The organism is Flavobacterium faecale (assembly GCF_003076455.1).
Classification (GTDB): domain Bacteria; phylum Bacteroidota; class Bacteroidia; order Flavobacteriales; family Flavobacteriaceae; genus Flavobacterium; species Flavobacterium faecale.
This window is the reverse complement of the sequence record NZ_CP020918.1, coordinates 1,756,027-1,779,765: the sequence shown is the minus strand read 5'-3', so window position 1 is coordinate 1,779,765 and position 23,739 is coordinate 1,756,027. Positions and strand designations below refer to the sequence as shown.

Genomic DNA, 23,739 nt, shown 5'->3' with positions numbered 1-23,739 from the left:
TGCACCAACAGAGCAAATAAACTCTTTTGTCTTACTATAAAATTATATAGTATCTATAAAACTCTTTTCTGTTCTATTGAATAAAAGTACGCCTACTATAAATATGATAAACGTCAAAACGGTTGTATACAACATTCCGTAAAGTGGCAATTCACCAACACTCATTAACATATAGCGCGACGTTTCGATGATATATGCCACAGGATTGTATTGTATTATCCATGCGTACTCTGGCATTTTAGATTGAATTAAACTCATGGGATAGAATACACCCGAAACATACATCAAGAGTTGAATTCCAAAACCAATTAAGTAATTCAAATCACGATATTTTGTAACCATTGATGAGATGATCATTCCTAATCCCAATCCCAAAACTCCCATAAGCGCAACTACAAATGGTAATAAAATGGTCCACTGGTTGAATGAAATTTGAGCACCTTCACTATAAAAATAGGCCGAAAATCCAAAAAATATAGCCACCTGAATTAAGAATCGTACTAGGTTCGATATGACAACGGTTAAAGGAGCAATCATTCTCGGAAAATACACCTTTCCAAAGATTCCAGCATTGTTTGCAAAAGTATTCGAAGTTCCTGTAAGACAGGATGAAAAATAATTCCAAATTGTAATACTGGCCAAATTGAACAAGAAAGGAGGAACTTCACCTGTACTTATTCCGGCCAAATTATTAAAGACTATAGTAAAAGTTACACTGGTAAACAACGGCTGAATCAAATACCAAAGTGGCCCAAGAATGGTTTGTTTGTATATCGTCACAATATCACGACGTACAAACAAATACAGCAAATCACGGTACTGCCAGACTTCTTTTAGGTTTAAAGTAAAAAAACTGCTTTTGGGCTTGATTTCAAATAACCAGGCAGTGGTATTATTTTCTGTTGTATTCATTAACTGGTATAATTACTCAAATTAAAGGGTATTTTGTAATTCAATTTGAGTCCGATTTTTAATGTTGTGAACAAATATACTTATTTCTAAGTTCGAATAACAGTAGAAAACTTTAAGTATTGCTTTAAAATAGCGTACTTTGTAAAGTAATTAAAAAAAGACCCCATGCTTTTCTTTTCGAAAAAAAAAATACCATTGAAGGATTTAATTCCGGATCACTTTATTGACATACATTCTCACCTCTTGCCAGGTATCGATGACGGATCTAAGACATTTGAAGAAACATTAGATTTAGTTCAACAGCTCAAACAACTTGGTTTTTCACAATTTATTACTACACCGCACATCATACAACATGTATGGGAGAATACTCGTGAACAAATTGAAGCAAAACATTTGGAAACAGTGCAATACCTGAAAAGTCACGCTTGCGAGGTACCGCTAAAAGTTGCTACTGAGTATTTTATGGACGATCATTTTAATCAGCTAGTCCAAGCTAACAATTTATTGACTTTGAAGGATAACTATGTATTGGTAGAAATGTCGTACATCAATGCACCAATTCAACTTTACAGTATTCTTTTTGACTTGCAAGTGGCAGGGTATATACCTGTTTTAGCTCATCCGGAGAGATACTTATTTTACCATAACTCCATTCAAGAATACCATAAACTAAAAAAAGCGGGTTGTCGTTTTCAGCTCAATCTACTTTCTGTTACCGGATATTACGGAAAGCAAGTGGCGTTAATAGCCGAGGAGCTGCTACAATTGGGTTTGTATGATTTTGCAGGTTCAGATGTTCATCACGCCAAACACGTAGCTTCTTTTGAGGACAAAGTTCAATTAAAGGATTTGAATCCATTGAAAGAAATCATTAAAAACAACGAATTCTTTGCGTTTTAGAACTTTTATAAAAAGTACATTTGCTTTGCACTTTTACTAAAAACTCATCTAAAATAAAAAAGTTTATTGAAACGAATCTCAACAAACTTTTTTATTTTATTTTTCATGTTTTAAAAAATATAAGATATCTATCTCCCTAACAATCAACAGCCTTTTTCACATCCAACATCTCATAATCAGAATTCATACTTTTGAATTCTGGAACAATTTGTTTCATCATTCGAACAATATCTTCTTTATCTGAAGTCTTTGAAATTTCGATCAAGGAGCTTATTGAACAATGTAATCCTTCATATTCCTCTTGAATTTCTTCAGCTATCATTATTTTCTCATGATACGTAGGCAACGTTTTGGAAGTATCATTCAATAACTCTTCATATAACTTTTCACCAGGACGAAGTCCAATTTCTTTGACTTCGATATCTTTGTCTGGTATAAATCCAGCCAATTTTATCATTTTGTACGCCAAATCAATAATCTTAACTGGTTTACCCATATCAAAAATGTAGATTTCACCACCATTCCCCATTGCACCTGCTTCTAATACCAATTGGCAGGCTTCAGGAATAGTCATAAAATATCGGATGATATCGCGATGCGTTACTGTAATTGGACCACCTTCGGCAATTTGTTTTGTGAAAAGTGGTACAACAGATCCATTCGAACCCAAAACATTTCCAAAGCGAGTGGTAATAAATTTGGTCGTACTTTCTCCCAAGCTTAGATTTTTCAAATGTAAGGATTGCACATATTTCTCTGCAATACGTTTACTCGCTCCCATTACGTTACTCGGGTTAACTGCCTTATCTGTAGAAATCATAACAAATTTCTGAACTCCAAATTGACAAGAAAGATCTGCTAAGTTTTTAGTTCCTTCTACGTTTGTTTGGATTGCCTGATTTGGATTGCTCTCCATCAATGGAACGTGCTTGTACGCAGCGGCATGAAATACTACATGCGGACTATATTTTTCAAAAACAGCCGTAATGCTATCTTTGTTTCTAATATCAGCAATTACCGATTTAATTTTAGACTTTGGTTTTAAAACTTCAATTTCTAAATTCAAATTATGCAACGGTGTCTCGGCTTGGTCCAAAATAATCAAGCGCTTTGGAGAAAAACCTAACACTTGACGCGCAATTTCGCTACCAATAGAACCCGCCGCACCTGTAATTAAAACATTTTTATCCTTAAGCTGACTCGAAATCAATTTGTTATCTAATACAATCGGATTTCTATTCAGTAAATCTTCAATTTGTATTTTCTTCACTTTTCTCGAAATTTCTTTTTGGTTTTCCCAATCCGAAATTGCTGGAACAGTAAATACTTTTAAGTTGTACTCCAAACACTGATCAACAATCGCCATTTGCTCTTGCTTTGACAAACTTTTGTCAGCAATAATTAATCCTTGCGCTCCTTGGCTACGCATTACTGTTGGTATTTTTTTCTTCTGAGCGAAAATAGGTAAATCTAAAATTCGCTTGGTACCATTACCTTTGTTCTTATCTATAAAACCAACAATTTTAAAACGCAAAGGTGATTCTAATTTAAGCGCATTAGCAACCGATATTGCGTTAGCATCAGCTCCATAAATGATAGCTTTTGTCAAAGCGTCTTTACTCTGCACTGTGAAATACAATTCGAATGTCTGTTTTACAACCACACGGTACAAAAACAAGCCACAAAACGATATGACTACATTTATAAATAGAGAAGTATTCAAAAAAGCCTTATACCCATAAATCAAAAGATGCGTATAGTTAAAAGCCAAAAAGACGATTAATAAGGACGTTTGTGAAAATAGTAATTTTACGGCATCAATATATGACGAATGCCTGATGATTCCTGAATAGGTTCTAAACAACCAAAAGAAAAATACGTTTACTGTCAGGAAAGTTCCAAAATATAAAAAAATTGAATCTACCTGCACATATCGTAACCCCATCCCTTTAAATAAAAGAAAGGTCATAAAAAACGCTCCAATCAAGACCACAAAATCGATAATTACAATTATCCACCTTGGTAGATAACTTAAATTATCAAATTTCAGCCTTTGACTAAGTTTAGTTACTTTTTTTTCTAAACTTGAATATTTCTTCATTAACTACTAATTTTTCATTAAAACCTGACCAAAATTAACCAATTTTCAGCAAACTTTTTCAAATTGAAGCATTACAATGCATTTATTGTAACTATCAGATGTTTTTTCTTAACAAAACACTAACAAGAAAAACCTATGAATGTTTTAAAAGGCTCAATAGGTATTCTCCATAACCTGACTTTTTAAGAGGCAAGGCTAATTCCTTTAACTGAACATCAGAGATAAAACCTTGACGCCAAGCTATTTCTTCAATACATCCTACTTTTAATCCTTGACGTTCTTCGATAACTTGAACAAATTGACCCGCTTGCATTAAACTATTGAATGTTCCTGTATCCAACCAAGCTGTTCCTCTACTCAAAATACCCACTTTAAGTTTTCCTTGTTCTAGATATACTTTATTTATATCTGTAATTTCGTATTCCCCACGTGCAGATGGTTCAATATTTTTTGCGATTTCAACCACTGAATTATCGTAGAAATAAAGTCCCGGAACTGCATAATTTGATTTTGGTACTTCAGGTTTCTCTTCGATAGAAACTGCCGTAAATTCTTTATCAAATTCTACAACCCCATATCTTTCAGGATCTGAAACATGGTAAGCAAAAACCACACCACCTTCTGGGTTTCTATTCGCTTGCAGTAACTCTTTCATATTTGAGCCAAAGAAAATATTATCTCCCAAAACAAGTGCAACACTATCATTACCAATAAACTCCTCACCAATTACAAACGCCTGCGCTAAACCATTTGGTATTGCTTGCTCAGCATAAGTAAATTTACACCCTAATGTGCTTCCATTTCCCAATAGCTTCTTGAAATTTGGTAAGTCGTGTGGTGTTGAAATAATTAAAATTTCATTAATACCTGCAGACATTATAGTCGAGAGCGGATAATATATCATTGGTTTGTCATAAACTGGCATCATTTGCTTGCTCACGGCAAGTGTTAACGGATGCAATCGAGTTCCTGAACCTCCTGCTAATATAATTCCTTTCATAGTATTTTGTTTTTACATTAAAAAATAATGAATATATTTTACTGCTATAAATAAGTACTTAAATAACTTCTAACTTTCTAAGATAGCCATGCATTTTGCTAAACTCACTTTATAATCAGGAACTAAAACAGCGTATGTATTTTTAATTTTTGATTTATCCAATAAAGAAAAGGCTGGCCTTTTGGCAGGTGTTGGGTAATTTGATCCCCGTATTCCACTTACATCACAGTCAAATTTTCCAATTTCTTGTATCGCCAAAGCAAATTGATACCAGCTAATTTCGCCTTCGTTTGAAAAATTAAAAATTCCAGCTTCCCATTTCGTACCCGCGACAATAGTCATAATTGCAGCCGCTAAATCTGCAGCATATGTTGGACTCCCAATTTGATCGTTTACTACACTTAGCGTATCTCTCTCTTGCATTAAGCGTGACATGGTTTTCACAAAATTATTTCCAAAACTCGAGTACACCCACGATGTTCTGATAATAATAGCATCAGGATTGTTTTTTAAACATGCTTTTTCTCCCGCTAATTTCGTCACCCCATATACATTTATAGGATTCGTTGCTGCTTCTTCGGTTAATGCTATCGAAGAATTACCATCAAAAACATAATCTGTTGAAACATGTATAAATTTACAGTTATTTTGAAAACTCCATCTAGCCATAATCGCAACGGACTGATGATTCAATACATCCGATAATTCAACCTCAGATTCTGCTTTATCAACCGCTGTATGTGCAGCACAATTGATTATTATTTGAGGATTAATTGATGAAATACTTGTTTCTAAAGCATCCAAATTACACAAGTCTAGTTCTTGCCAATCGGTAAAAACCCAGTCAAATTGTGAATATAGTTTTGATAGAACTTTTAATTCCGATCCTAATTGACCGTTTCCTCCAGTGATTACTATTTTTTGCATTAAAATTCACTATTACAGTTTTTAAAATCTGGTAAAACTAAATCTTTCTCCGATACAATTGCATCTTTCAAATCCATTCCCCAATCGATGTTTAATGTAGCATCATCAAAACGTATTCCGCCTTCGCTAGCTTTATTATAATATTGATCACATTTGTACATTACCAATGCAGTTTCACTTACAACAGAGAAACCATGAGCAAAACCTTGAGGCACTAACAACTGCTTTTTATTCTCAGAGGTTAACTTCACTGCAAAAGATTGCCCAAATGTAGGTGAATCTTTTCGTAAATCTACAGCTACATCAATAATTTCTCCTTGTAATACTCTAATTAATTTTGTTTGCGCATAAGGAGGGTTCTGGTAATGCAAACCTCTAAGTGCTCCTTTTTTCGAAAAAGACTGGTTGTCTTGAACAAATGTCATAGTAAAGCCCATGTCATTTAATTTATTACCATTGTATGACTCCATAAAATACCCTCTATCGTCTTCAAAAACAACTGGTATAATTACTACTAAATCTTTTATTGGAGTTTGTTCGATGTTCATTTTTAAAAATTATATGACTTACTTCTCTACTGTTTTTTTAAAATATTTCAGCACCACTTTACGTATTCTATCTTTATCCTCATCAGTCAAATTGGAGCTTGAAGGTAAACACAGTCCATTATTGAACAATTCTTCTGCAGCATTATTCCCATAATAAGGACTTTTTTCAAAAATAGGTTGTAAGTGCATTGGTTTCCATATTGGTCGTGCTTCAACACTGTCATCTTGCAATGCCATTCGTAAGTTTTCACTATTAAATCCTTCACTATTTTTTGGATCAATAATAATGGTCGTGAGCCAATAGTTCGAAGTGGAATCCTCATTCAACGCTTTATGTACTCCTACACAATTAATATCTTTAAACAACAGCTCGTAAAACAAATGATTTGCTTTCCTTAACTTAATGTGTTCATCTAATACTTCCATTTGTGCTTGACCTACTGCAGCACATATATTTGGCATTCTATAATTATAACCTATCTCGTTATGTTGATAATATAAAGTAGGTTCCTTCGCTTGTGTTGCATAGAAAATGGCTTTCTGCTTCACTTTTTGATCTTTCACTACTAAAGCTCCACCTCCGGAGGTTGTTATAATCTTATTACCGTTAAATGAATACACACCAATATCGCCAAAGGTACCGCAGGCCGTGTTTTTATATGTACTTCCCAATGCTTCAGCACTATCCTCAAGAATCGGAATTCCATATTTAGTAGCGACAGCATGAACAGCATCCACCTTATAGGGCATACCGTATAGATGCACTGCAATAATTGCTTTTGGTTTGCTACCTTTTAAAATTCTATCCATTATCGCTTCTTCCAAAGTAATTGGACAAATGTTCCACGTTTCACTTTCGCTATCCACAAAAATTGGTGTCGCTCCTTGGTAAACAATTGGATTAGCCGAAGCAGAAAAGGTCAAACTTTGGCAAATAACTTCATCTCCCTTTTTAACGCCTAACAAAATTAATCCTAAGTGAATTGCTGCAGTTCCGGAACTTAGGGCTGCTACAAAATTTCCTTGACCAATATAATGTTCAACCGCCTTCTCAAATTCGCTAACATTAATTCCTCCCGTTGAAAGACTGTTACTATTTAAAGCTGCTTGTATGTATTTAGATTCCGCTCCCCCTTGGTGAATTGACGACAAATAAATAGGCTTCTTACTCATTTATACTCCATGTATCTGGCGCAAAACGTACATCATCTTCCTTTACTTGACTCAACGGCAGTGTAGAAAACGACATCAGTTTTGAACCACTTTCCAAAGCCACAATTGCATTTGCATAACCTGCAGGCACATGTAAAACTCTTGCATCATCTGCATGCAATATGGTGCTATCAACTACTAAAGTACTAGATGGATTTCCCCAGTCATCAATCTTTACATATCCAATCTTGAAAGAACCAGCGATACAAAAGAAATTTTTACTATCTAATTTGTGTCCTTGCCATGCTCGAATTGGATTCTCATCTGAATTACATATAACATAAAAACGCTCTATATCTGTAAACTTAAAATCATTCACAAAACTGACAGATCCTCTAGCGTCACTAAAGGTATTGCCTTCGATAACTTTAATTACCATAATTACTATTTTAATTTTTTCAATAAATAAAACTTTATGGAATACAGTAAAAATAGTGGTGTAAATAAAACAACGGTCACCAGAATATCTGAATAACGTTGATAGCTCCAAATTGCCGCAGCCGAAACTGCCAGTTGTAAAATAGCATATCCCATTGATACAATACGATGATCTATTTTATATTCGTTGCATAAGATTTGGTAAAAATGCCAGCGATGTGCTTCAGACAACTTCTCTTTTAAAAATATTCTGTGAACAATTGTTAAACTTGTTTCGACCCCATATACAGCAAAAAACAAAACCCAAATAATAGACTCGGTTTTTAGAAACAATTGAAACAATAAGTATAGAATCCAAAAAGCTACCGCTATACTGCCAATATCTCCTGCAAAAAATTTTGCCTTCTTACGATAATTAAAAATTAAAAAGACAGCTGAAGCTAAAACTGGATAAATTATAAAATCATTATTTGCAAATTGCACTATATGATTATTGACATACCACATCGCTCCTAAAATAGAGATGGACATCAATCCTGTGATTCCATTTATTCCGTCCATAAAATTATACGCATTTACAGAACCAACAAAAAAGAAATAGGCAAACACAACACCGTAAACTGGCAATAAATTGAACAAGTCTAAATCCCAAAACAGAAATGTGATCGCCACTACATGTGCAAAAAAACGAACTTTACTAGAAAGGCTCTGGATATCATCCCAAAAACTGATCATACTTACAATGGTAATGCCGATAAAGAACAAATAATTACTTTGTACGTTTTGCCAAAAATACAGCATAGCCGCAAACCAATAAATTATCCCTCCTCCGCGAAGAGTAATTTCAGTATGGGCACTCCTGTGATTGGGTTTATCTATGATATTATATTTGTCTGCAATTTTGAAAAAGACAAGCTCCATTATTAGAAGGAGAGAAAAAATTATTAAATACATCATTAAATTTGTTATGAGAATTATGGAGTTTGAACAGGTAAAACATATAAGAATTCATGAAAAATCAAGAAATTGCTACTGTAGTATAGATGTGAAAGTAGTTTTGTATTACATGAAGTGATACATACATTATTTAAATTTGATAATTATATTCTTTGATGATTCCTAATAATTCTTACAGTAACTTAGCAATATTTGTATATTCTTAATAATTAATTACACCATTAACAATAAATTTTTATGTATTTCAGCCCTTATTTGAATAGTTTAAAAAACTATAATGCTAATATTGCGAAGCCTAACTTTATGGAAAATAAATCATGACTCAATGAAAAATGTTCAATAATACCACAAGTGTTTTAATTAAATAATTTAGTAATAGTAGCAAAATCAAATTTTCTCATTTAAATTTAAAAGAGTTAAATGTTTCTATTAATCCTTCTATTGAAGAATACGGCAAATTCTTCCCTATTGATTTTACAACTTTTTTATTACAAACCACATAGTTTTCTGTAAGTTTTTGTAAACGTTCTGAATTAATAGGCAAATGCAAGAAATCACCCATTTTAGCAGTAGCTTTAATAAATGATGCAGGAATATTTAGAATTATATTTTTCCTTCCTAAACTTTCACCTATTATATTAATTAGATTTTTTGTAGATATTGGCTCATTATCAGAAACATTATAAATTCCAGAAGGAATATTGTGATTTGACAATATTTCATTGATTACAAAACAAAGATTTTTAATGCTTAAAAAGGATCGACTATTTTGAAAATTACCCAATGGCCATGGTATGCCTTTACTTACTAATTGATACAATAAATTTAAATTCCCCTTATTACCAGGACCATGAATCATACAAGGTCTTAAAATATAAATTCTTTTATTACTAGGAAGATTTCTCGATAGAATATAATTTTCAGCTTGGTGCTTAGCAATACCATAATGGGTCTTAGGATCAGCAACTGACTCTTCTGTCAAAACCCCTTTTACTTGATCTGAAACAGCTTTTACAGTACTCATAAAAATAAATACAGTAGCATCAGAGATCAAAAATGTATCGAATAATTGCTTGGTCAGTTCAAAATTAGCATCATAATATTCTTGTGGACTGGAGACTTTTTTTAAATCATGGGCTTTCCCTGCTAGATGAATAACAGCACCACAACTATAATCAAATTTTTGATTTAAAACATATCGAACCCTTAATGGCTGGATTTCATAGTCATCCTTTAGATAGTTTTGAAGATTAGAGCCAACAAAACCGGAACCACCAGTAATTAATATTTTCATTTATATAATTTATAAAGCTAATTATCTCTGAGTAAGATAAGCATTTTAATTTTGTCAAATTAAAGTAAATCTACCAAAATGATAAATACAATTTTATAAGGAATTATAAAATAAATACAATCTCATATCTTGTAAACTTTAATCATTAAAACCTTATCGACGACATGAACGACTACAGCTGCCGATCTATTAAAAAATTTTTATAGGGTAAATAACCTGGTATCTTTTTTAGAGCAAATAAAAATGTCCCTATATTTAAAAGAACAAAAAAAAAGAACAAAAAATACCTTCTTTTTTTAACTTCTTCAATAAGTAAATCAGAAATTATAACTATTTCAAAAATTCTAAAATAAACATAAATCCTAGTTAAATCAGAATGTTCGGACAAAAGATTTAAAATTATGATTGAACAGCAATGTAATATTAAAAAATATTTTTGATATGGATGTGAAAATCCATGCTTTTTGTAATAAAACAAAATAAAAAAAGCTACTAGATTCAAAACAATTATTTTCAAGATATCAACTGGCATTTGTTGGTCTGAAAAATAATAACTATATCTCATGTTTTCAAATAGTTTTCCGAAAATTGAGATGAATTGAAGCTTTGCTAGTATAAAGGACAAAATCATACAAATCCCTAAGAATTCAAATTTAATTTTATCTGCATAATGATAAACCATATAAAAAAGAAAAAAAGGAACGAAACAAGTTCGATGTATTGATATCCCAATAAACATTAACACAACATAAATTAAATACTTTTTGTTCAACAAAAAATTAAAAGCATAAAAACTAATTGCTACTGAAAATGATTGCCTAATTAGTGTAAATGAGGCCAAATATAAACTTGGAATTATTATAAAAAATAGTAAAGCAACATTTGTATTAGTTGTATATTTTTTTAGACCTAGATAAACAAATAAACAAGTAAAAAAAGAAAAAGTAAAGAATAGAGTAGAATAATCTAAATTTAGTTTTCTAAAAACATCCATAATTAAGACATACCCAAATTCAAAATCATCATCTCTTGTTTTATTCTGATACCAAGAAACGTAACCCATATAATCAATTCCAACATTTTTACGAAATCCTGAAATCAAAACAATAAGTAAAAATAAAAAAAATCCTATTTTATCAGTATGTTTGGAATTAAAATATCCTAACACTGCAATTCCTAAACAAAATAAAATAAATAAAATATAAAAAATCATTAAAATGTGTTTTTTGAAAAAGAAGTATGATGTTTTCTTGTAATAAAAATTTTGTTACTATTTTTAAAAGCACTGTCCTATTCTTAAGTAAATAATAATGTGAATAAAGCCTATGTTTTACAAGTAATATAAAAATATTTAAAAATTATTTTTATATAAATCTAAATAGTCTTTTGACATTTTATCTCTAGAAAACAATTTAACTCTTTCTAAAGCATTTACTGAAAAAGTTTCATACAAAGATTTATCATTAATTACATTTTCTATGGCTAATTTTAAACTCTCTGAATTAAGCGGCTGAACTGTAAGTCCGGAATATCCGTCCAAAGATACAAATGGCACGCCCGATTTTAAGTTAGTGTTTATGACAGGTAAGCCATTAGCCATTGCTTCTAGTTGCACTACTCCAAAAGCCTCCGCTTCATTAATAGATGGTAACACAAACAAATCAGAATTTTTATAATGTTCAGTTAACTCGTCATCGCTAACATTTGAAAAAAAAGTGACTTTATCTTTAATATTCAAATCATTTACCAGAGATAGTAGATTTTGAAATTCTTCTCCGTCACCTACTATATTTAGTTTAACCTCTAACTTTTCTATAGATCGTATTAAAAATTCTACGCCCTTGTATTTTCTTAGTTTGCCAACAAAGAGTATTTCAAAACATCTATTATCTGGAAATTTTCTGGAATTAACAGATGAAAATTTAGGGTCAAAACTAAGTGGTATTGTTTTAATTTTATTCTTATGTTTCTGAAGTATTGTTGACGCTTCAAAAAGCTGGGGAGAAGTTACAATTATAGCATCTGCTCTTTCGAGCAGTTTTTCAATCATTGGATTATAAATTTTTTCAATCCAACTCCATCTTGAATTTTTAATATTAGCATGCCAAGTAAAAATAAGTTTTTTACCTGACATTAATTTTAAATATCTCAACAAGGTAAATTCCATAGTTGGAAATGGATAGTGATGATGAATTACATCACTATCTTTTATTAAACTTTTTAATAATGGATATCTGAAATTTAAAGGTTGACTCTTCAAATGCACTGGGGTGATTTCTTTGACAATAATTTCCCTTCTCTTTTCTTGTATAGACCTCACAAAATTACGCTTATGATTATTTGAATAAACCGTAAAATCTACCTCTCCTGTATTATCAACAATCCCCTCAACAATATTTTTAACAACCGTTTCCATACCTCCTTGACAAGGATCGTAATATTTAACAATTTGAAGAACTTTCATACTTAATTTTTAAGTGTATTTTATTTGAAATAAAATTATAAAAAGGAATTTTCAAAAGTCGTATCCACTGAAATAAATTTATTATTCTTCTGATACCTAATTAGAAATCCTAGATAAAAAATATTTGAATTGAAAGAACCAATACAAATCGATGCTTTCCTTAACATTTCTAATTCATATAAGAAAAAATAATATGAATTTATTTTCACACTATTATCTAAGCTATTAAAATCAGATTGTAAGTGCCCTTCTTGATCACTACTAACAAATGAGCGTATATCAATATTGGGGTATACAGCTAATAAACGATTTTTAATTATCTGAAAATAAGAATAGGTATCTGTCATTATGTAAATGTTCAGATTATCATTGCCGCTTTTCTTTATTTCATCAAAACAAATCTCTAAATATTGCTCAACAGATGATGGTGTTCTACCAAGTGTTAAAGATTCCTCGACCTTATCACCACCACGAATTTGAATGGACAAATCAGGTATAAAATCTTGACAACACAAATCTCTTTCAAATTGCTTAAATATATTTTTAGTATCTAATGTATATTTCCAATAAATTTCTAATGAATTTTCATTTACTTTATTATAATTTGATAAAAAAAATGAATTTATATCTTTATCAAAATTAAAATTTTTTATAAAATGATTAGACTTAAGTCCCGTCAAATAGAAAAAAGAATAAGAAATTTTATCAATCAAAGTAAAATTACCATATAGATTAAATTTTACCAAAGATTTAAAATCGTCTACAGGTATTATTTGAGTTATATTAGTTCTCTCAATAAAGTTAGGTAATTCAACAACAGAAAAAAGATTAAATTCTTTTCCAATAGAGTTATACCTATCCTGAAGGATTAAATTATAATCATTATGATAACAAAACATTGCTGACTTTAAATAGTTGACAATATTACTTCCAAAACCCCATTCTCTAGTACAAAAGTATTTATAATTCACAGAAATATTTTATTTATAACATTATTAATTCTTGTAATCCTTAACCAATTTTATTTACTTCTTAAAACTTTAGCATATAAAGCCGAAGTCTTTAAACACATTGCATCCGAAGAAAAAAAACTCTTGTGAAAATCTTTAGATTTTTGAGAAAATTCACTAAAATTGGTTTCTAAAATTGTATTTAAATAATTTTCAGCCTCTGCTATTTCACCAATTGTATATAAAAAACCTGTTTCACCATGATTTACTAAATCAATATTACCTATAACTTCAGTTGCAACAACAGGCAACCCAAGAGCCATCGATTCTAAAATAGCCATTGACAAACCTTCCCATCTGGCAGTAGAAAGGTATATATCTGCAGCAGCAAAATAATGTAAAGGATTAAGAACATTACCAGTAAATACAACATTTTTCACTTTAGAATATAGACAATAGTCTTCACATTCTTTCCTTTGTTCTCCATCACCCAAAATCACAAAAGTATAATCTGTCATTTTTTTTGCAATTTCGCAAAATTCCAGTGTGTTTTTTTGATAATCAAATCTTGAAGCTGTTATGATTACCTTACATTCTACACAGTTTAATTGCTTCCTCTTTTCAACTCTCCATTCAGATCTTTCTATATCTGACACAACTTTAGTACCATTATTAATAATCTCCGAAGATACATTGTCCCATAAATTTAATTGTTTTGCATAGTCCGATTCTGTTTTAGATACAAAAATTACTGCATTAATTAAATAACTAAAAAAACGTTCAAACTTAATGTAGAATGTGTTTATTAATCCACTTTCAATCTTCTTATTTATTCCGTGCGGTGTATGTATTACAGCAACTTTAGTGCATAAACTTAATAATCTACAATAAAAACCTGCTCCTTTCCCATGTCCATGTAATAAATCAATTTTATTTTTCTTAATATATTGTAAAACAGAAAAAAAGGATTTGAGAGTGTATTTGCGATGTGGCAAAAATGTAACCCTTCCTAGTGTAAGTTCCTCAAATTTATGATAATAAGGGCCTTGGGTAGGGCACGCAACATGCATTTCATATTGCCCTGAAATTCCGCTTATGAGTTGAAATATATGCTCAGGACCACCTCCTATTTCACTAGATATTGTTAAGTGGAGTATTTTTTTCATCTAATATTATATTTTGTTCTTTAAAAGCTAAACAAACGATTAAACCCATCAGCGGATATGCAAACATGGAAAAATAATTGCTACCGCCTATTGCGTTGCCAAGAAAAACCACGAAACTAATTGTATAAATCTTATATTTAAAATCATAGTAAAATGATTTAACCAAAATCCAGATTGACATGATGAGTAAAATCCCCCCCCCTTGCATAAATGAATTCAGTAAAAAACTTTCATAAAATCCCTCACCTGTTGCTACCGTCAATGATTTTGTGCTTAATCCAAAACCTAAAAACAAAGATTTAGGATTATCAAATACAACATTAATTGAATTAGAATACAATTCCAATCTTTTATCTGCCGATCCGTCTAACTCACCATCATTTGCTGTAAATGATTTTAGAAAAACTATATAACCGAGTAAAATAATAAATAATATAGCGAATACAGCAGAAATCTTTTTAAAATTCACTTTTTTCATGTAAACCAGTACAATTGATAAAATTGCTGCTCTCGAAGTTGTTCCTACAGCACCTAATATAAAAACTATCTTTTTCAATTTTGAATTCATAACTGAAGGTATACATAGTATCAGTGCGAGTAGATAACCTATCGGAACTTGGGAAGAAGCTGCACCTTCCGGCTCAAAAGGAGATCTAATCCTATAAGAATCTGAACCATAAAAGAAATTTAGTATGTCAAAAGGATTAACTAATATATTTAATAAAATTCTTGACACGCTATATAAAATAAAAATGAAGTTAATGCTAACAACAGATTTCATTAATTTCTGTATATTAATATAATCAAAGCTCGTAAAACTAAGAACTGCCAATACAAACAATAAAGTTCTGACTCCAATTAATAGGCCTTCAAGATCGTTATTTATGAGATAAAATATACCTATAAATAGAAAAAATCCAGCAAAAAACAAATCAGCAATAAAAAATCTTAAAATATTTCTATTTATTTTATACTTAAAGCTTATTAAAGATAGTGCCGCAATTTCCTGCACACCAATATTAAAGCCTCCAATAGCTATTTTAGGTAACAACCAACCACATATAAAAAAAATAGCTAAATAATTTTTAATTGATGAGAAAGAAATCTTAAAACTTTTATCTATTATCATTAGTTTAAACTGCTAAAACAAGTAATTTCATACTCTAACCACATTTACTATATCAGATTACATTGGTTGTTTTTGCGCCAATCCTAATTTAAAAAATAATATAAAACTTTAGTGAGAATTAAGCAAGCACTGTTCTATTATTTAATTTATTTTTCACCTTTAGATACGACCACGCAAATAAATAACTACCAAAAGTTACTGTAATTAACATGATCGGATAAAACAGCCATTTATTATAATCTAAACCTATTTTATTTAATATTTTATCTACTAAAACAATAATAAAAGGGTGAATTAATTAAATTTCTAAGGAATAAAACCCCAACTTCTTCACTCCAGTAGCAACATTATTTTTTATTTCAAAAAAAAGAGTTGACATTTTATAGAAAATCAATATTTCTATAAAGCAAAAAAAGGGATTAAAATAGTTACTTAAAAACCCATAATATTTGTGCAAATTAGTATTAATCATTTTGTCAAAAAATAGATAACTAGGCTCAAATAACATTAGACTTAAAAGTGCAGCAAGTACAAATCCTGATTTTAAACTTATACGATTAATTATTCTATGTCTATTTTCTAAAAAAAAGAATCCTAATACAAACCAAAAAAAATGACTAAACATAATTGGAATGGAATCATTATCATAACCTAGACTACTTGCATAATAACTTAAATATTTTGAACCTTCAAAATTCCAAACCATTTGAATGCCAAAAGCAAAAAATAAAAAATAAAAAATAAATTTTAAACTTTTTATATAAATATAATATTACAGGATAAGCAATATAAAACTGGAATAAAATACCAAAATACCACAAGTGATAGAATGCACCTCCTGTAATTAATTTATAAACAATCCCTACTAAACTTAAATCAACAGACTATCCTTGACTGTAATTAAACGAAGCTAATAAAATGATATAAAAAAAAGAAAATATTATGTACATAGGTAAAATTTTACTAAAACGTTGCTTAAAAAAGGAGCATACATTTACAGTAAAATAATTTTTATATAAAACTAGTCCGCTAATAAAAACGAAACATGGAACAGCAAAAATAGCGAACTTTGCTAGGTAACTAATTACTATTTTTAAAGTACTCTCTCCTTCAATTCTAGAATAAAACCCAAGAACATGAATAGAAATTACAGCTAGAGCTGAAATCCCACGTAAATAGTCAAGTTCAACAATTTTCTGTAATTTACATTTATCATTATTAGATTTGTTCATAAGTAGATTTAAAAAATGCATAATACTGATTTGTAATCACTTCTAAATTATACTGATCATAGACATGTTCAGTATAATTATTTTTTATATTATCAGCTCCATGTTTGAGATGATAATCTAAGCCTATCAATAAACTTTCTTTATCATGCACAATACTACCTAATTGTCCGTTTTCTAGAACTTCATATGCCACTTCAAAATCCATACTAACAACAGGTATGGATAAGTATAAAGCCTCTACTAAAACTAACCCAAAACCCTCAAATCTAGCTGGATGAACAAGTAAGCTAGCATTGAGGAGGTAAGGATAAGGATTGTTTTCATAACCTGTTAAAATAACATGGTCTTGTAAATCTAATTCCTTAATTTTTGAATCTATTTGTCTTCTTAAAGATCCTCCGCCCACAAAAACCAAAACGATATCTTCAGATATCAGTAAATCTTTGACAGACTCTATCAAAAAAATATGATTTTTCTGAATTTCCAATCTCGCAATAGTTACGATAAATTTCCTTTGTTTAATTTTCTCTAAAAAAGAATCAGGTAGTTTATCCTGACATTTAATTTTAATTACTTCAAAATCTATTGGATTATAGATGACTTTGCAAATAGTAGAAGGAATGTTAAAATTAGAAATTAAATCTTTTTGTGTCGTTTTAGAAACAGAAATAATTAGATTGCTTCTTCTAAATAAATTGCGAACAAAAAACTTAAAAACAAATCCAAATCTACCAATATCATTAATATAAATAGAAGTTATGTTATGTTCGACAAGTATAAGTTTAATAGGATATAACAACTTTATTAAAACACAATGAATGTTTGAATGGGTAAGGTGCGAAACAAGAAGATCAATTTTATTTTCTTTAATAACTTTACGCATGTTGTAAAGTCGGGAAAAAAAATGATTTTTTGAATCAACATTCAATACCGTAACCTTAGTATCTAATTCACCGATCCACACTGAATTTTTTTTATCAGTTATTAAAAAGTAACTGTCGTTGCTATTGCAAGTCAGTTGCTTCAACAAGTTCAAAATTACTTTTTCGGCTCCACCAACATTCAAAATCGGTATATAAAAGGCTATTTTCATTAATTACTAATTGTATTTACAGAGAAGACCGACGCTTAAAATATTTTTCTTAAAATCCTAAAACAAAAATCAAAATTGGAAAAACTAAAAGGATTACGCCAAAGCATTAGAGCAAAAAATTTAAATGAAGTAACTATTTCATAGTTCATAAGATGATAATAGAAATTCTTTTTATACCAAACCCATAATGACAAATTTTTCACCTTCCTATTTCCTAAATTACTATTTAGTAAATGTTTTTCTATAACTTTATATTCACTTAACAAATGAGCTTTACGATTTTTAGATAGCCCATTTTCATTCATTCTATAATAACAATCAAACTTCTTGATTTTTTTGAAATCGTATTTTTGACCAATTCTAATCCAAAGGTCCCAATCTTCTGTCCCATTCAAATCTTCAGAAAAACCGTTGAACTCCTTGATTATTTTAGAAGGGACGACAGCAGTAGATAATATTATAAAATCGTAGATTAGAATCAAATTTCTATTGTCGATATCTTCAATAGACTCGGTGTATCTACTAGGAACAGCAGTGTTAATGTCGTTAACGAATTCTAAAGCATTTGAATAATAAATACCTATTTCTGATCCAACAGCATCTACTATATTTTGTAATTTGTCGCTTGACCAAATATCATCTGAATCTAAAAATGCAATGTATCCATTTGAGGAGTTTGATATACCATTGTTTCGTGCACTACTAACTCCTTTATTAACTTGTTGCAATACTTTAACTCTAGGGTCCTTATTGTTACTTATCAAGTTAAATGTATTATCAGTCGAACCATCATCAATTATAATTAATTCAAAATGGGGATAAGTCTGATTTAAAACACTTTCAATAGATTCCTCAATAAACAAACCTACATTATAAGCAGGCATAATAATAGAAAATGTAGTCATGGTTCTTTATTTGTATTATCTTTAAGTAATTTGATAAATGAATTAACAAAAAAAAGATCCGTGAATTGACCTTGATGACTTTTTTCCTTTTTCAAAAACTTGTTAATATTATCCAAGTATATTTTATACTCTCTTTCGTTAATGCTTTTTATATAATAATAAAGATCATCAAGTGTTTTATAATTCCTATAATCAATAAAACAATTCTCAGGAATATGCTCAGTTACGTTAGGTGCCCCAAAATAAATCGGTACAGTTCCCGAAGCAAAACCATCCCAGATCTTTTCAGAAATATAACCAGTAGGACCTATTGCATTTTCAAAACAGACGGAGAACTTATACTTACTCATCAAATCCTTTTTATCATCAACTTCACCTTTCCAGCTTGAATAATATTCTTTGATTTTAGATCTAAACCAATACAATTTTCTTCCGTTAAATAATCTAAGAATAGGGAAATTACTTGGGAAATAATATATATCCCAACCTTGTCCAAATAAATCAAAATCCTGTGGATGTAATTTTTCGAAAAATCTGATTACTTTTCTTCTTTCTGAATATAACTCATTTTTTCCTATAGCTCTTTTGTTTCTTGCAACCATCACCAATAATTTTTTTTTATTGATCAGATCGATATTAGTTGAAACATTATCTATATAATGAACATTAAATTTGAAATATTTTTTATTATCTACATAGTCATCATTCCAAGTAAAAATATAATTAAATAACTTATGATTCGACAATTTCCAATTATCCGGATGAATCAAAGGTCCTTCTTCTATTATTAAAATTTTTGGAATAGCACTTTCAAATACATTCTTTACTATTGGATTACTTATTATTGGAAAATCAGAAAAGACCACAAAACTTATCTCTTCAAAATCAGTAACTTTATCTAATGAAATAATTTCTATATCATTATTTATACATTCACTATATAGAGTATTCCATTTTTTAAAGATTCCATTTGCAACAACTGAATCTGGATTTAGAAACATTTCCATTCCTAAACAATTCTGCTCGTAAAAAGACCAAAAAGCAATTTTCATAATTATTTTTTATATTAAAAATCAAAAATTCAGAAGATTCAAAATCTTTTGTACAAACCGCCTATCGATTTTATTGATATTTTCATATCTAAATTAAAAATCTATCGAATGAAAATGAGATATTATCATATTTAATACCATTTGAAAAAAAAGCAATTATCTTTTCAACGGCGTTATTTAGTATTCTTTTCTCTTATTTAAAAGTACTCGGCAATGATTTTTACTAAAATCAAACTGAGAAATCCTAGTTTTTTAGTAAATCTATAACTTCCTTAAGTACTTTCTTATTCAAAAAATATTGAAAAAATCCAAATAGTAAAATATATGTCGAAGCAAATAATAATTTACCAGTAAATTGATATTCATTTGCATTTATAAAATATAAAATCAACATCATTATTATATAGAACGCAAAACTCGTTATAAATTTATTATGAGGGAAAATAAATTGTAAAACATGATTTTTATTTATGAAAATAGGTAAGAAAATAAGAGGAACTGACATTGTGCCGATTAATGTACCAAGTGCAACACCCTCTACACCTATGGTTTGAACTAATGCCACAGACGCTATGAGATTAACAATAGCTTCAAAAATTGTAATATAAACAAGTCCCTTAAGTAAATTTAAAGTCGTTAATAAATTTGACATTACGCAAACACAAGCGAAGACCAGCCCATATGCACCTAAAAAGAAATACAAAAGAGAGCCCCCATACAATTTATAATCTCCCAACCACAGAAAAATTATATCTTTAGCAAATAGCCATCCTATCAACCAAACACATACTGCAATGAAAGGAATTGCGATAATATTAAAAGTAAAAAACCGCTCTAATTTAATCCAATTTTTTTCTCGAAAATATCTCCCATAATACGGAATTATTACACCAAAGAATAGTCCAAATGCCATAAATGAAAAAGAAAATAGCCTAAATGCTGTTGAATATACAGCAACTTGTTGAAAATCTAAATATCTTGAAACAATAATATTATCCGTATTCCAAACTATCAATGAACCCATCCCTGCAGCAAACAATGAAAGTCCTGGTTTATAAATCGTTACTGCTTTTACATTATTTTCAAATCTAAAAATATTATCTATCTTGGAAATTTTTACTGCAATGATAAAACTAATAATATTTATTAATAACAAAGAACAACCGGATAAAATAGATAAAAATACTAAATCTTCTTTAAAATAAATTAAGACTATTAACGAAAGGAAATTAACCAAAATACTTGCAAATTCAAATATCTTGGAAATGTAAACTTTATTCTCTGCAATAAATACCGAGCTTGATATTTGAAATGGAACTCTTAGAATAAAAAATGCCATCAAAATTAAAGATGAAAGCCTGATTTCGTTTGTGAAATTATTTAGCCAGGTACTAAAAGTTAGCGCGCCAAAAAAAAAAAGCATTCCTACTAGCAATAATGCAAAACATATATAAGACAAAATTTTAAAACCTTTTAAAAATAGTCCACCTTTCTCAATATCTTGATTCGATTGTGCGAGAAGATTGGTTACCGCGGTAGGTATTCCAAAATTTGCAATTGTCAAAAAACTGACCATCGTCTGAAGTACAATCCATGTACCATATCTTTCAGTACCCAAATAATGTAAAGCTATAGGAATATATAGTATGTTCATGCCAACTGACAGTACAATATGAGCATAAGAAGAACCGAGATTTATTAAAATATTTTTAGATCTCATGCCTTTTTTTTAAAATATTTATGTTAACTGATTTCAATTAGGATTATCTTTATGTGTTATTTTTATTTATACAAAATTTTCAACTATTTCAATAATAGCTTAACGTAAATAATTTAATTGTTTGATATCATATCATGTGAAAATATAAATGGATAGATAAAGAGTTTTAAAAACTGAATCACTTCCTATAAAACAACTTACTGAAGTAGTAGAAATTATTTTCTTAAAACACTTAAAATTATCAGCACAGAATAATCTATTTAAAAATATTAAATCAGTTAGGATACAATCTCCTTATTAGGAGCAGAAATTTAACTTATCTTTTATAATTTCAATAATTTTACGAAAGCTATTTCGCCTACTTAAATTTAGTTATTAAATAGATAAGAATAGTTACACTTTATTTTCCCAAATATAAAATAATAAGTTAGCCAGCAGCAAATGTTATTACTACCGTATATTTATTTAGTTTAGATGGTGCCGTTGATCCTAATTAAGCAATTACCTTTTTAAAATGGAAGATAGAAATAACATTTTATATTATTATTTAAATGGCACAAACAATTCATAAGTACAACGTACAACCTAACAGTTAATTGATGCACAACTTATAGAGCTATACTTTTTTTAAAAAGTAATAGATCAAACAATCTATCGAGTACTTTCGTTTTTATTTAAGAATATTTCTTAATAGATTCTCAAATCACTTTCTACCATTTCTTTAACCAACGCTGCTAAATCATATTGAGGTTTCCAACCCAATTGCGTTTTGGACTTAGTCGGATCACCTATTAATAAATCCACTTCCGTAGGACGATAATATTCTGGATCAACACGAACGACTACTGAACCAATTTCTAGTTGATACAAAGGATTATTACAAGCCGCTACTTTAGCTACTTCGCTTTCATTTTCTCCTTCAAAAGTCAACTCAACTCCTATTTCACCAAAAGACATAGTAACAAAATCTCTAATATAAGTAGTTACACCTGTAGCTATTACATAATCTTCTGCTACATCTTGTTGCAAAATTCTCCACATCGCTTCTACATAATCTTTAGCATGTCCCCAATCTCTTTGGGAATTTAGATTACCCAGAAATAAACACTCTTGTTTTCCTTTGGCTATTGCCGCAGTAGCCATCGTAATTTTTCGTGTTACAAAAGTTTCGCCTCGTCTTGGTGATTCATGATTAAATAAAATACCATTACATGCAAACATATCATAAGCCTCACGATAATTTTTAGTAATCCAAAAACCGTAAATTTTAGCTGCTCCATAAGGCGAACGCGGGTAAAATGCAGATTTCTCATCATAAAAACCAGCTGCGTTTTTGTTCTCAGCTAAACCACCGTATAATTCAGAAGTAGAGGCTTGATAAATTCTCGTTTTTTTACCTAAACCTAGAATCCTAACTGCTTCTAAAATTCTTAAAGTACCCACTCCATCAACATTAGCCACATACTCTGGAGAATCGAATGAAACTTTGACATGAGACATTGCTCCGAGGTTATAAATCTCATCTGGTTGCACTTCTTGAATAATTCTAATAATATTAGTAGAATCGGTCAAATCACCGTAATGTAATTTAAAATTAACATGTTTTTCATGTTGATCTTGATAGATATGATCTATACGTTGTGTATTGAAAGAAGAGGCACGGCGTTTAACACCATGAACCATATATCCTTTTTCTAATAATAATTCTGCTAAATATGAGCCGTCTTGACCTGTGATACCAGTTACTAATGCTACTTTCATTTTATTTATTTATTATCAAATTCATAATCCAACAA

Annotated in this window: 21 protein-coding genes; 1 reads left to right on the top strand and 20 read right to left on the bottom strand. The window is 29.9% G+C overall.

Annotated elements, in window-relative coordinates:
* Nucleotides 1-42: 42 nt before the first annotated feature.
* Nucleotides 43-912 carry an ABC transporter permease gene (locus tag FFWV33_RS07820; protein WP_108740383.1) on the bottom strand — a complete coding sequence of 290 codons (870 nt, stop codon included), beginning with the start codon at nt 910-912 and terminating at the stop codon, nt 43-45.
* Between the two features lie 165 nt (nt 913-1,077).
* On the opposite strand from FFWV33_RS07820, the gene FFWV33_RS07815 reads away from it, so the two are divergent.
* Nucleotides 1,078-1,815, top strand: coding sequence for a tyrosine-protein phosphatase (locus tag FFWV33_RS07815; protein WP_108740382.1), 738 nt, complete (start codon nt 1,078-1,080; stop codon nt 1,813-1,815).
* A gap of 136 nt (nt 1,816-1,951) precedes the next feature.
* On the opposite strand, the gene FFWV33_RS07810 is transcribed toward FFWV33_RS07815, so the two are convergent.
* From FFWV33_RS07810 to gmd, 19 genes are all read right to left on the bottom strand, one after another.
* On the bottom strand, nt 1,952-3,916 hold the full coding sequence (locus FFWV33_RS07810) for a polysaccharide biosynthesis protein (RefSeq protein ID WP_108740381.1): 1,965 nt from the start codon (nt 3,914-3,916) through the stop codon (nt 1,952-1,954).
* Nucleotides 3,917-4,049: 133 nt separating this feature from the next.
* The gene (gene rfbA, locus FFWV33_RS07805) at nt 4,050-4,916 is read right to left on the bottom strand and encodes a glucose-1-phosphate thymidylyltransferase RfbA (protein ID WP_108740380.1); all 867 of its coding nucleotides are present in this window, start codon (nt 4,914-4,916) and stop codon (nt 4,050-4,052) included.
* 69 nt (nt 4,917-4,985) lie between these two features.
* On the bottom strand, nt 4,986-5,843 hold the full coding sequence (gene rfbD / locus FFWV33_RS07800) for a dTDP-4-dehydrorhamnose reductase (RefSeq protein ID WP_108740379.1): 858 nt from the start codon (nt 5,841-5,843) through the stop codon (nt 4,986-4,988).
* Nucleotides 5,843-6,391, bottom strand: a complete 549-nt coding sequence (gene rfbC, locus FFWV33_RS07795) for a dTDP-4-dehydrorhamnose 3,5-epimerase (RefSeq protein ID WP_108740378.1) — start codon at nt 6,389-6,391, stop codon at nt 5,843-5,845. The genes rfbD and rfbC overlap by 1 nt, the downstream gene beginning before the upstream one ends.
* A gap of 18 nt (nt 6,392-6,409) precedes the next feature.
* Nucleotides 6,410-7,564 carry a DegT/DnrJ/EryC1/StrS family aminotransferase gene (locus tag FFWV33_RS07790; RefSeq protein ID WP_108740377.1) on the bottom strand — a complete coding sequence of 385 codons (1,155 nt, stop codon included), beginning with the start codon at nt 7,562-7,564 and terminating at the stop codon, nt 6,410-6,412.
* Nucleotides 7,557-7,982: a WxcM-like domain-containing protein gene (locus FFWV33_RS07785; RefSeq protein ID WP_108740376.1), complete on the bottom strand. Its 426-nt coding sequence runs from the start codon at nt 7,980-7,982 to the stop codon at nt 7,557-7,559. The genes FFWV33_RS07790 and FFWV33_RS07785 overlap by 8 nt, the downstream gene beginning before the upstream one ends.
* 5 nt (nt 7,983-7,987) lie before the next feature.
* The gene (locus FFWV33_RS07780) at nt 7,988-8,938 is read right to left on the bottom strand and encodes an MraY family glycosyltransferase (RefSeq protein WP_108740375.1); all 951 of its coding nucleotides are present in this window, start codon (nt 8,936-8,938) and stop codon (nt 7,988-7,990) included.
* A gap of 397 nt (nt 8,939-9,335) precedes the next feature.
* Nucleotides 9,336-10,232, bottom strand: coding sequence for an NAD-dependent epimerase/dehydratase family protein (locus FFWV33_RS07775; RefSeq protein WP_108740374.1), 897 nt, complete (start codon nt 10,230-10,232; stop codon nt 9,336-9,338).
* A 172-nt stretch (nt 10,233-10,404) separates the two neighbouring features.
* Complete coding sequence (locus FFWV33_RS07770) at nt 10,405-11,445, bottom strand: EpsG family protein (protein ID WP_108740373.1); 1,041 nt, start codon at nt 11,443-11,445, stop codon at nt 10,405-10,407.
* A 138-nt stretch (nt 11,446-11,583) separates the two neighbouring features.
* A complete protein-coding gene (locus FFWV33_RS07765) occupies nt 11,584-12,696 on the bottom strand; it encodes a glycosyltransferase (RefSeq protein ID WP_108740372.1) in 1,113 nt (370 codons plus the stop codon).
* 35 nt (nt 12,697-12,731) lie between these two features.
* A complete protein-coding gene (locus tag FFWV33_RS07760) occupies nt 12,732-13,667 on the bottom strand; it encodes a hypothetical protein (RefSeq protein ID WP_159085984.1) in 936 nt (311 codons plus the stop codon).
* 50 nt (nt 13,668-13,717) lie between these two features.
* Complete coding sequence (locus FFWV33_RS07755) at nt 13,718-14,812, bottom strand: glycosyltransferase (RefSeq protein WP_108740370.1); 1,095 nt, start codon at nt 14,810-14,812, stop codon at nt 13,718-13,720.
* Nucleotides 14,781-15,941 carry a hypothetical protein gene (locus FFWV33_RS07750; RefSeq protein WP_108740369.1) on the bottom strand — a complete coding sequence of 387 codons (1,161 nt, stop codon included), beginning with the start codon at nt 15,939-15,941 and terminating at the stop codon, nt 14,781-14,783. The genes FFWV33_RS07755 and FFWV33_RS07750 overlap by 32 nt, the downstream gene beginning before the upstream one ends.
* Nucleotides 15,942-16,825: 884 nt before the next feature.
* Nucleotides 16,826-17,173: an acyltransferase family protein gene (locus FFWV33_RS19750; protein ID WP_159085983.1), complete on the bottom strand. Its 348-nt coding sequence runs from the start codon at nt 17,171-17,173 to the stop codon at nt 16,826-16,828.
* Nucleotides 17,160-18,266: a glycosyltransferase gene (locus FFWV33_RS07735; RefSeq protein WP_108740366.1), complete on the bottom strand. Its 1,107-nt coding sequence runs from the start codon at nt 18,264-18,266 to the stop codon at nt 17,160-17,162. The genes FFWV33_RS19750 and FFWV33_RS07735 overlap by 14 nt, the downstream gene beginning before the upstream one ends.
* Before the next feature lie 35 nt (nt 18,267-18,301).
* A complete protein-coding gene (locus FFWV33_RS07730) occupies nt 18,302-19,171 on the bottom strand; it encodes a glycosyltransferase family 2 protein (protein WP_108740365.1) in 870 nt (289 codons plus the stop codon).
* Entirely contained in the window at nt 19,168-20,223 is a 1,056-nt protein-coding gene (locus FFWV33_RS07725) for a glycosyltransferase family 10 domain-containing protein (protein WP_108740364.1), read from the bottom strand. Before FFWV33_RS07725 ends, FFWV33_RS07730 begins: the two co-directional genes overlap by 4 nt.
* 244 nt (nt 20,224-20,467) lie before the next feature.
* On the bottom strand, nt 20,468-21,943 hold the full coding sequence (locus tag FFWV33_RS07720) for a lipopolysaccharide biosynthesis protein (protein ID WP_108740363.1): 1,476 nt from the start codon (nt 21,941-21,943) through the stop codon (nt 20,468-20,470).
* A gap of 687 nt (nt 21,944-22,630) precedes the next feature.
* Complete coding sequence (gmd, locus tag FFWV33_RS07715) at nt 22,631-23,704, bottom strand: GDP-mannose 4,6-dehydratase (RefSeq protein WP_108740362.1); 1,074 nt, start codon at nt 23,702-23,704, stop codon at nt 22,631-22,633.
* Between the last annotated feature and the right edge of the window lie 35 nt (nt 23,705-23,739).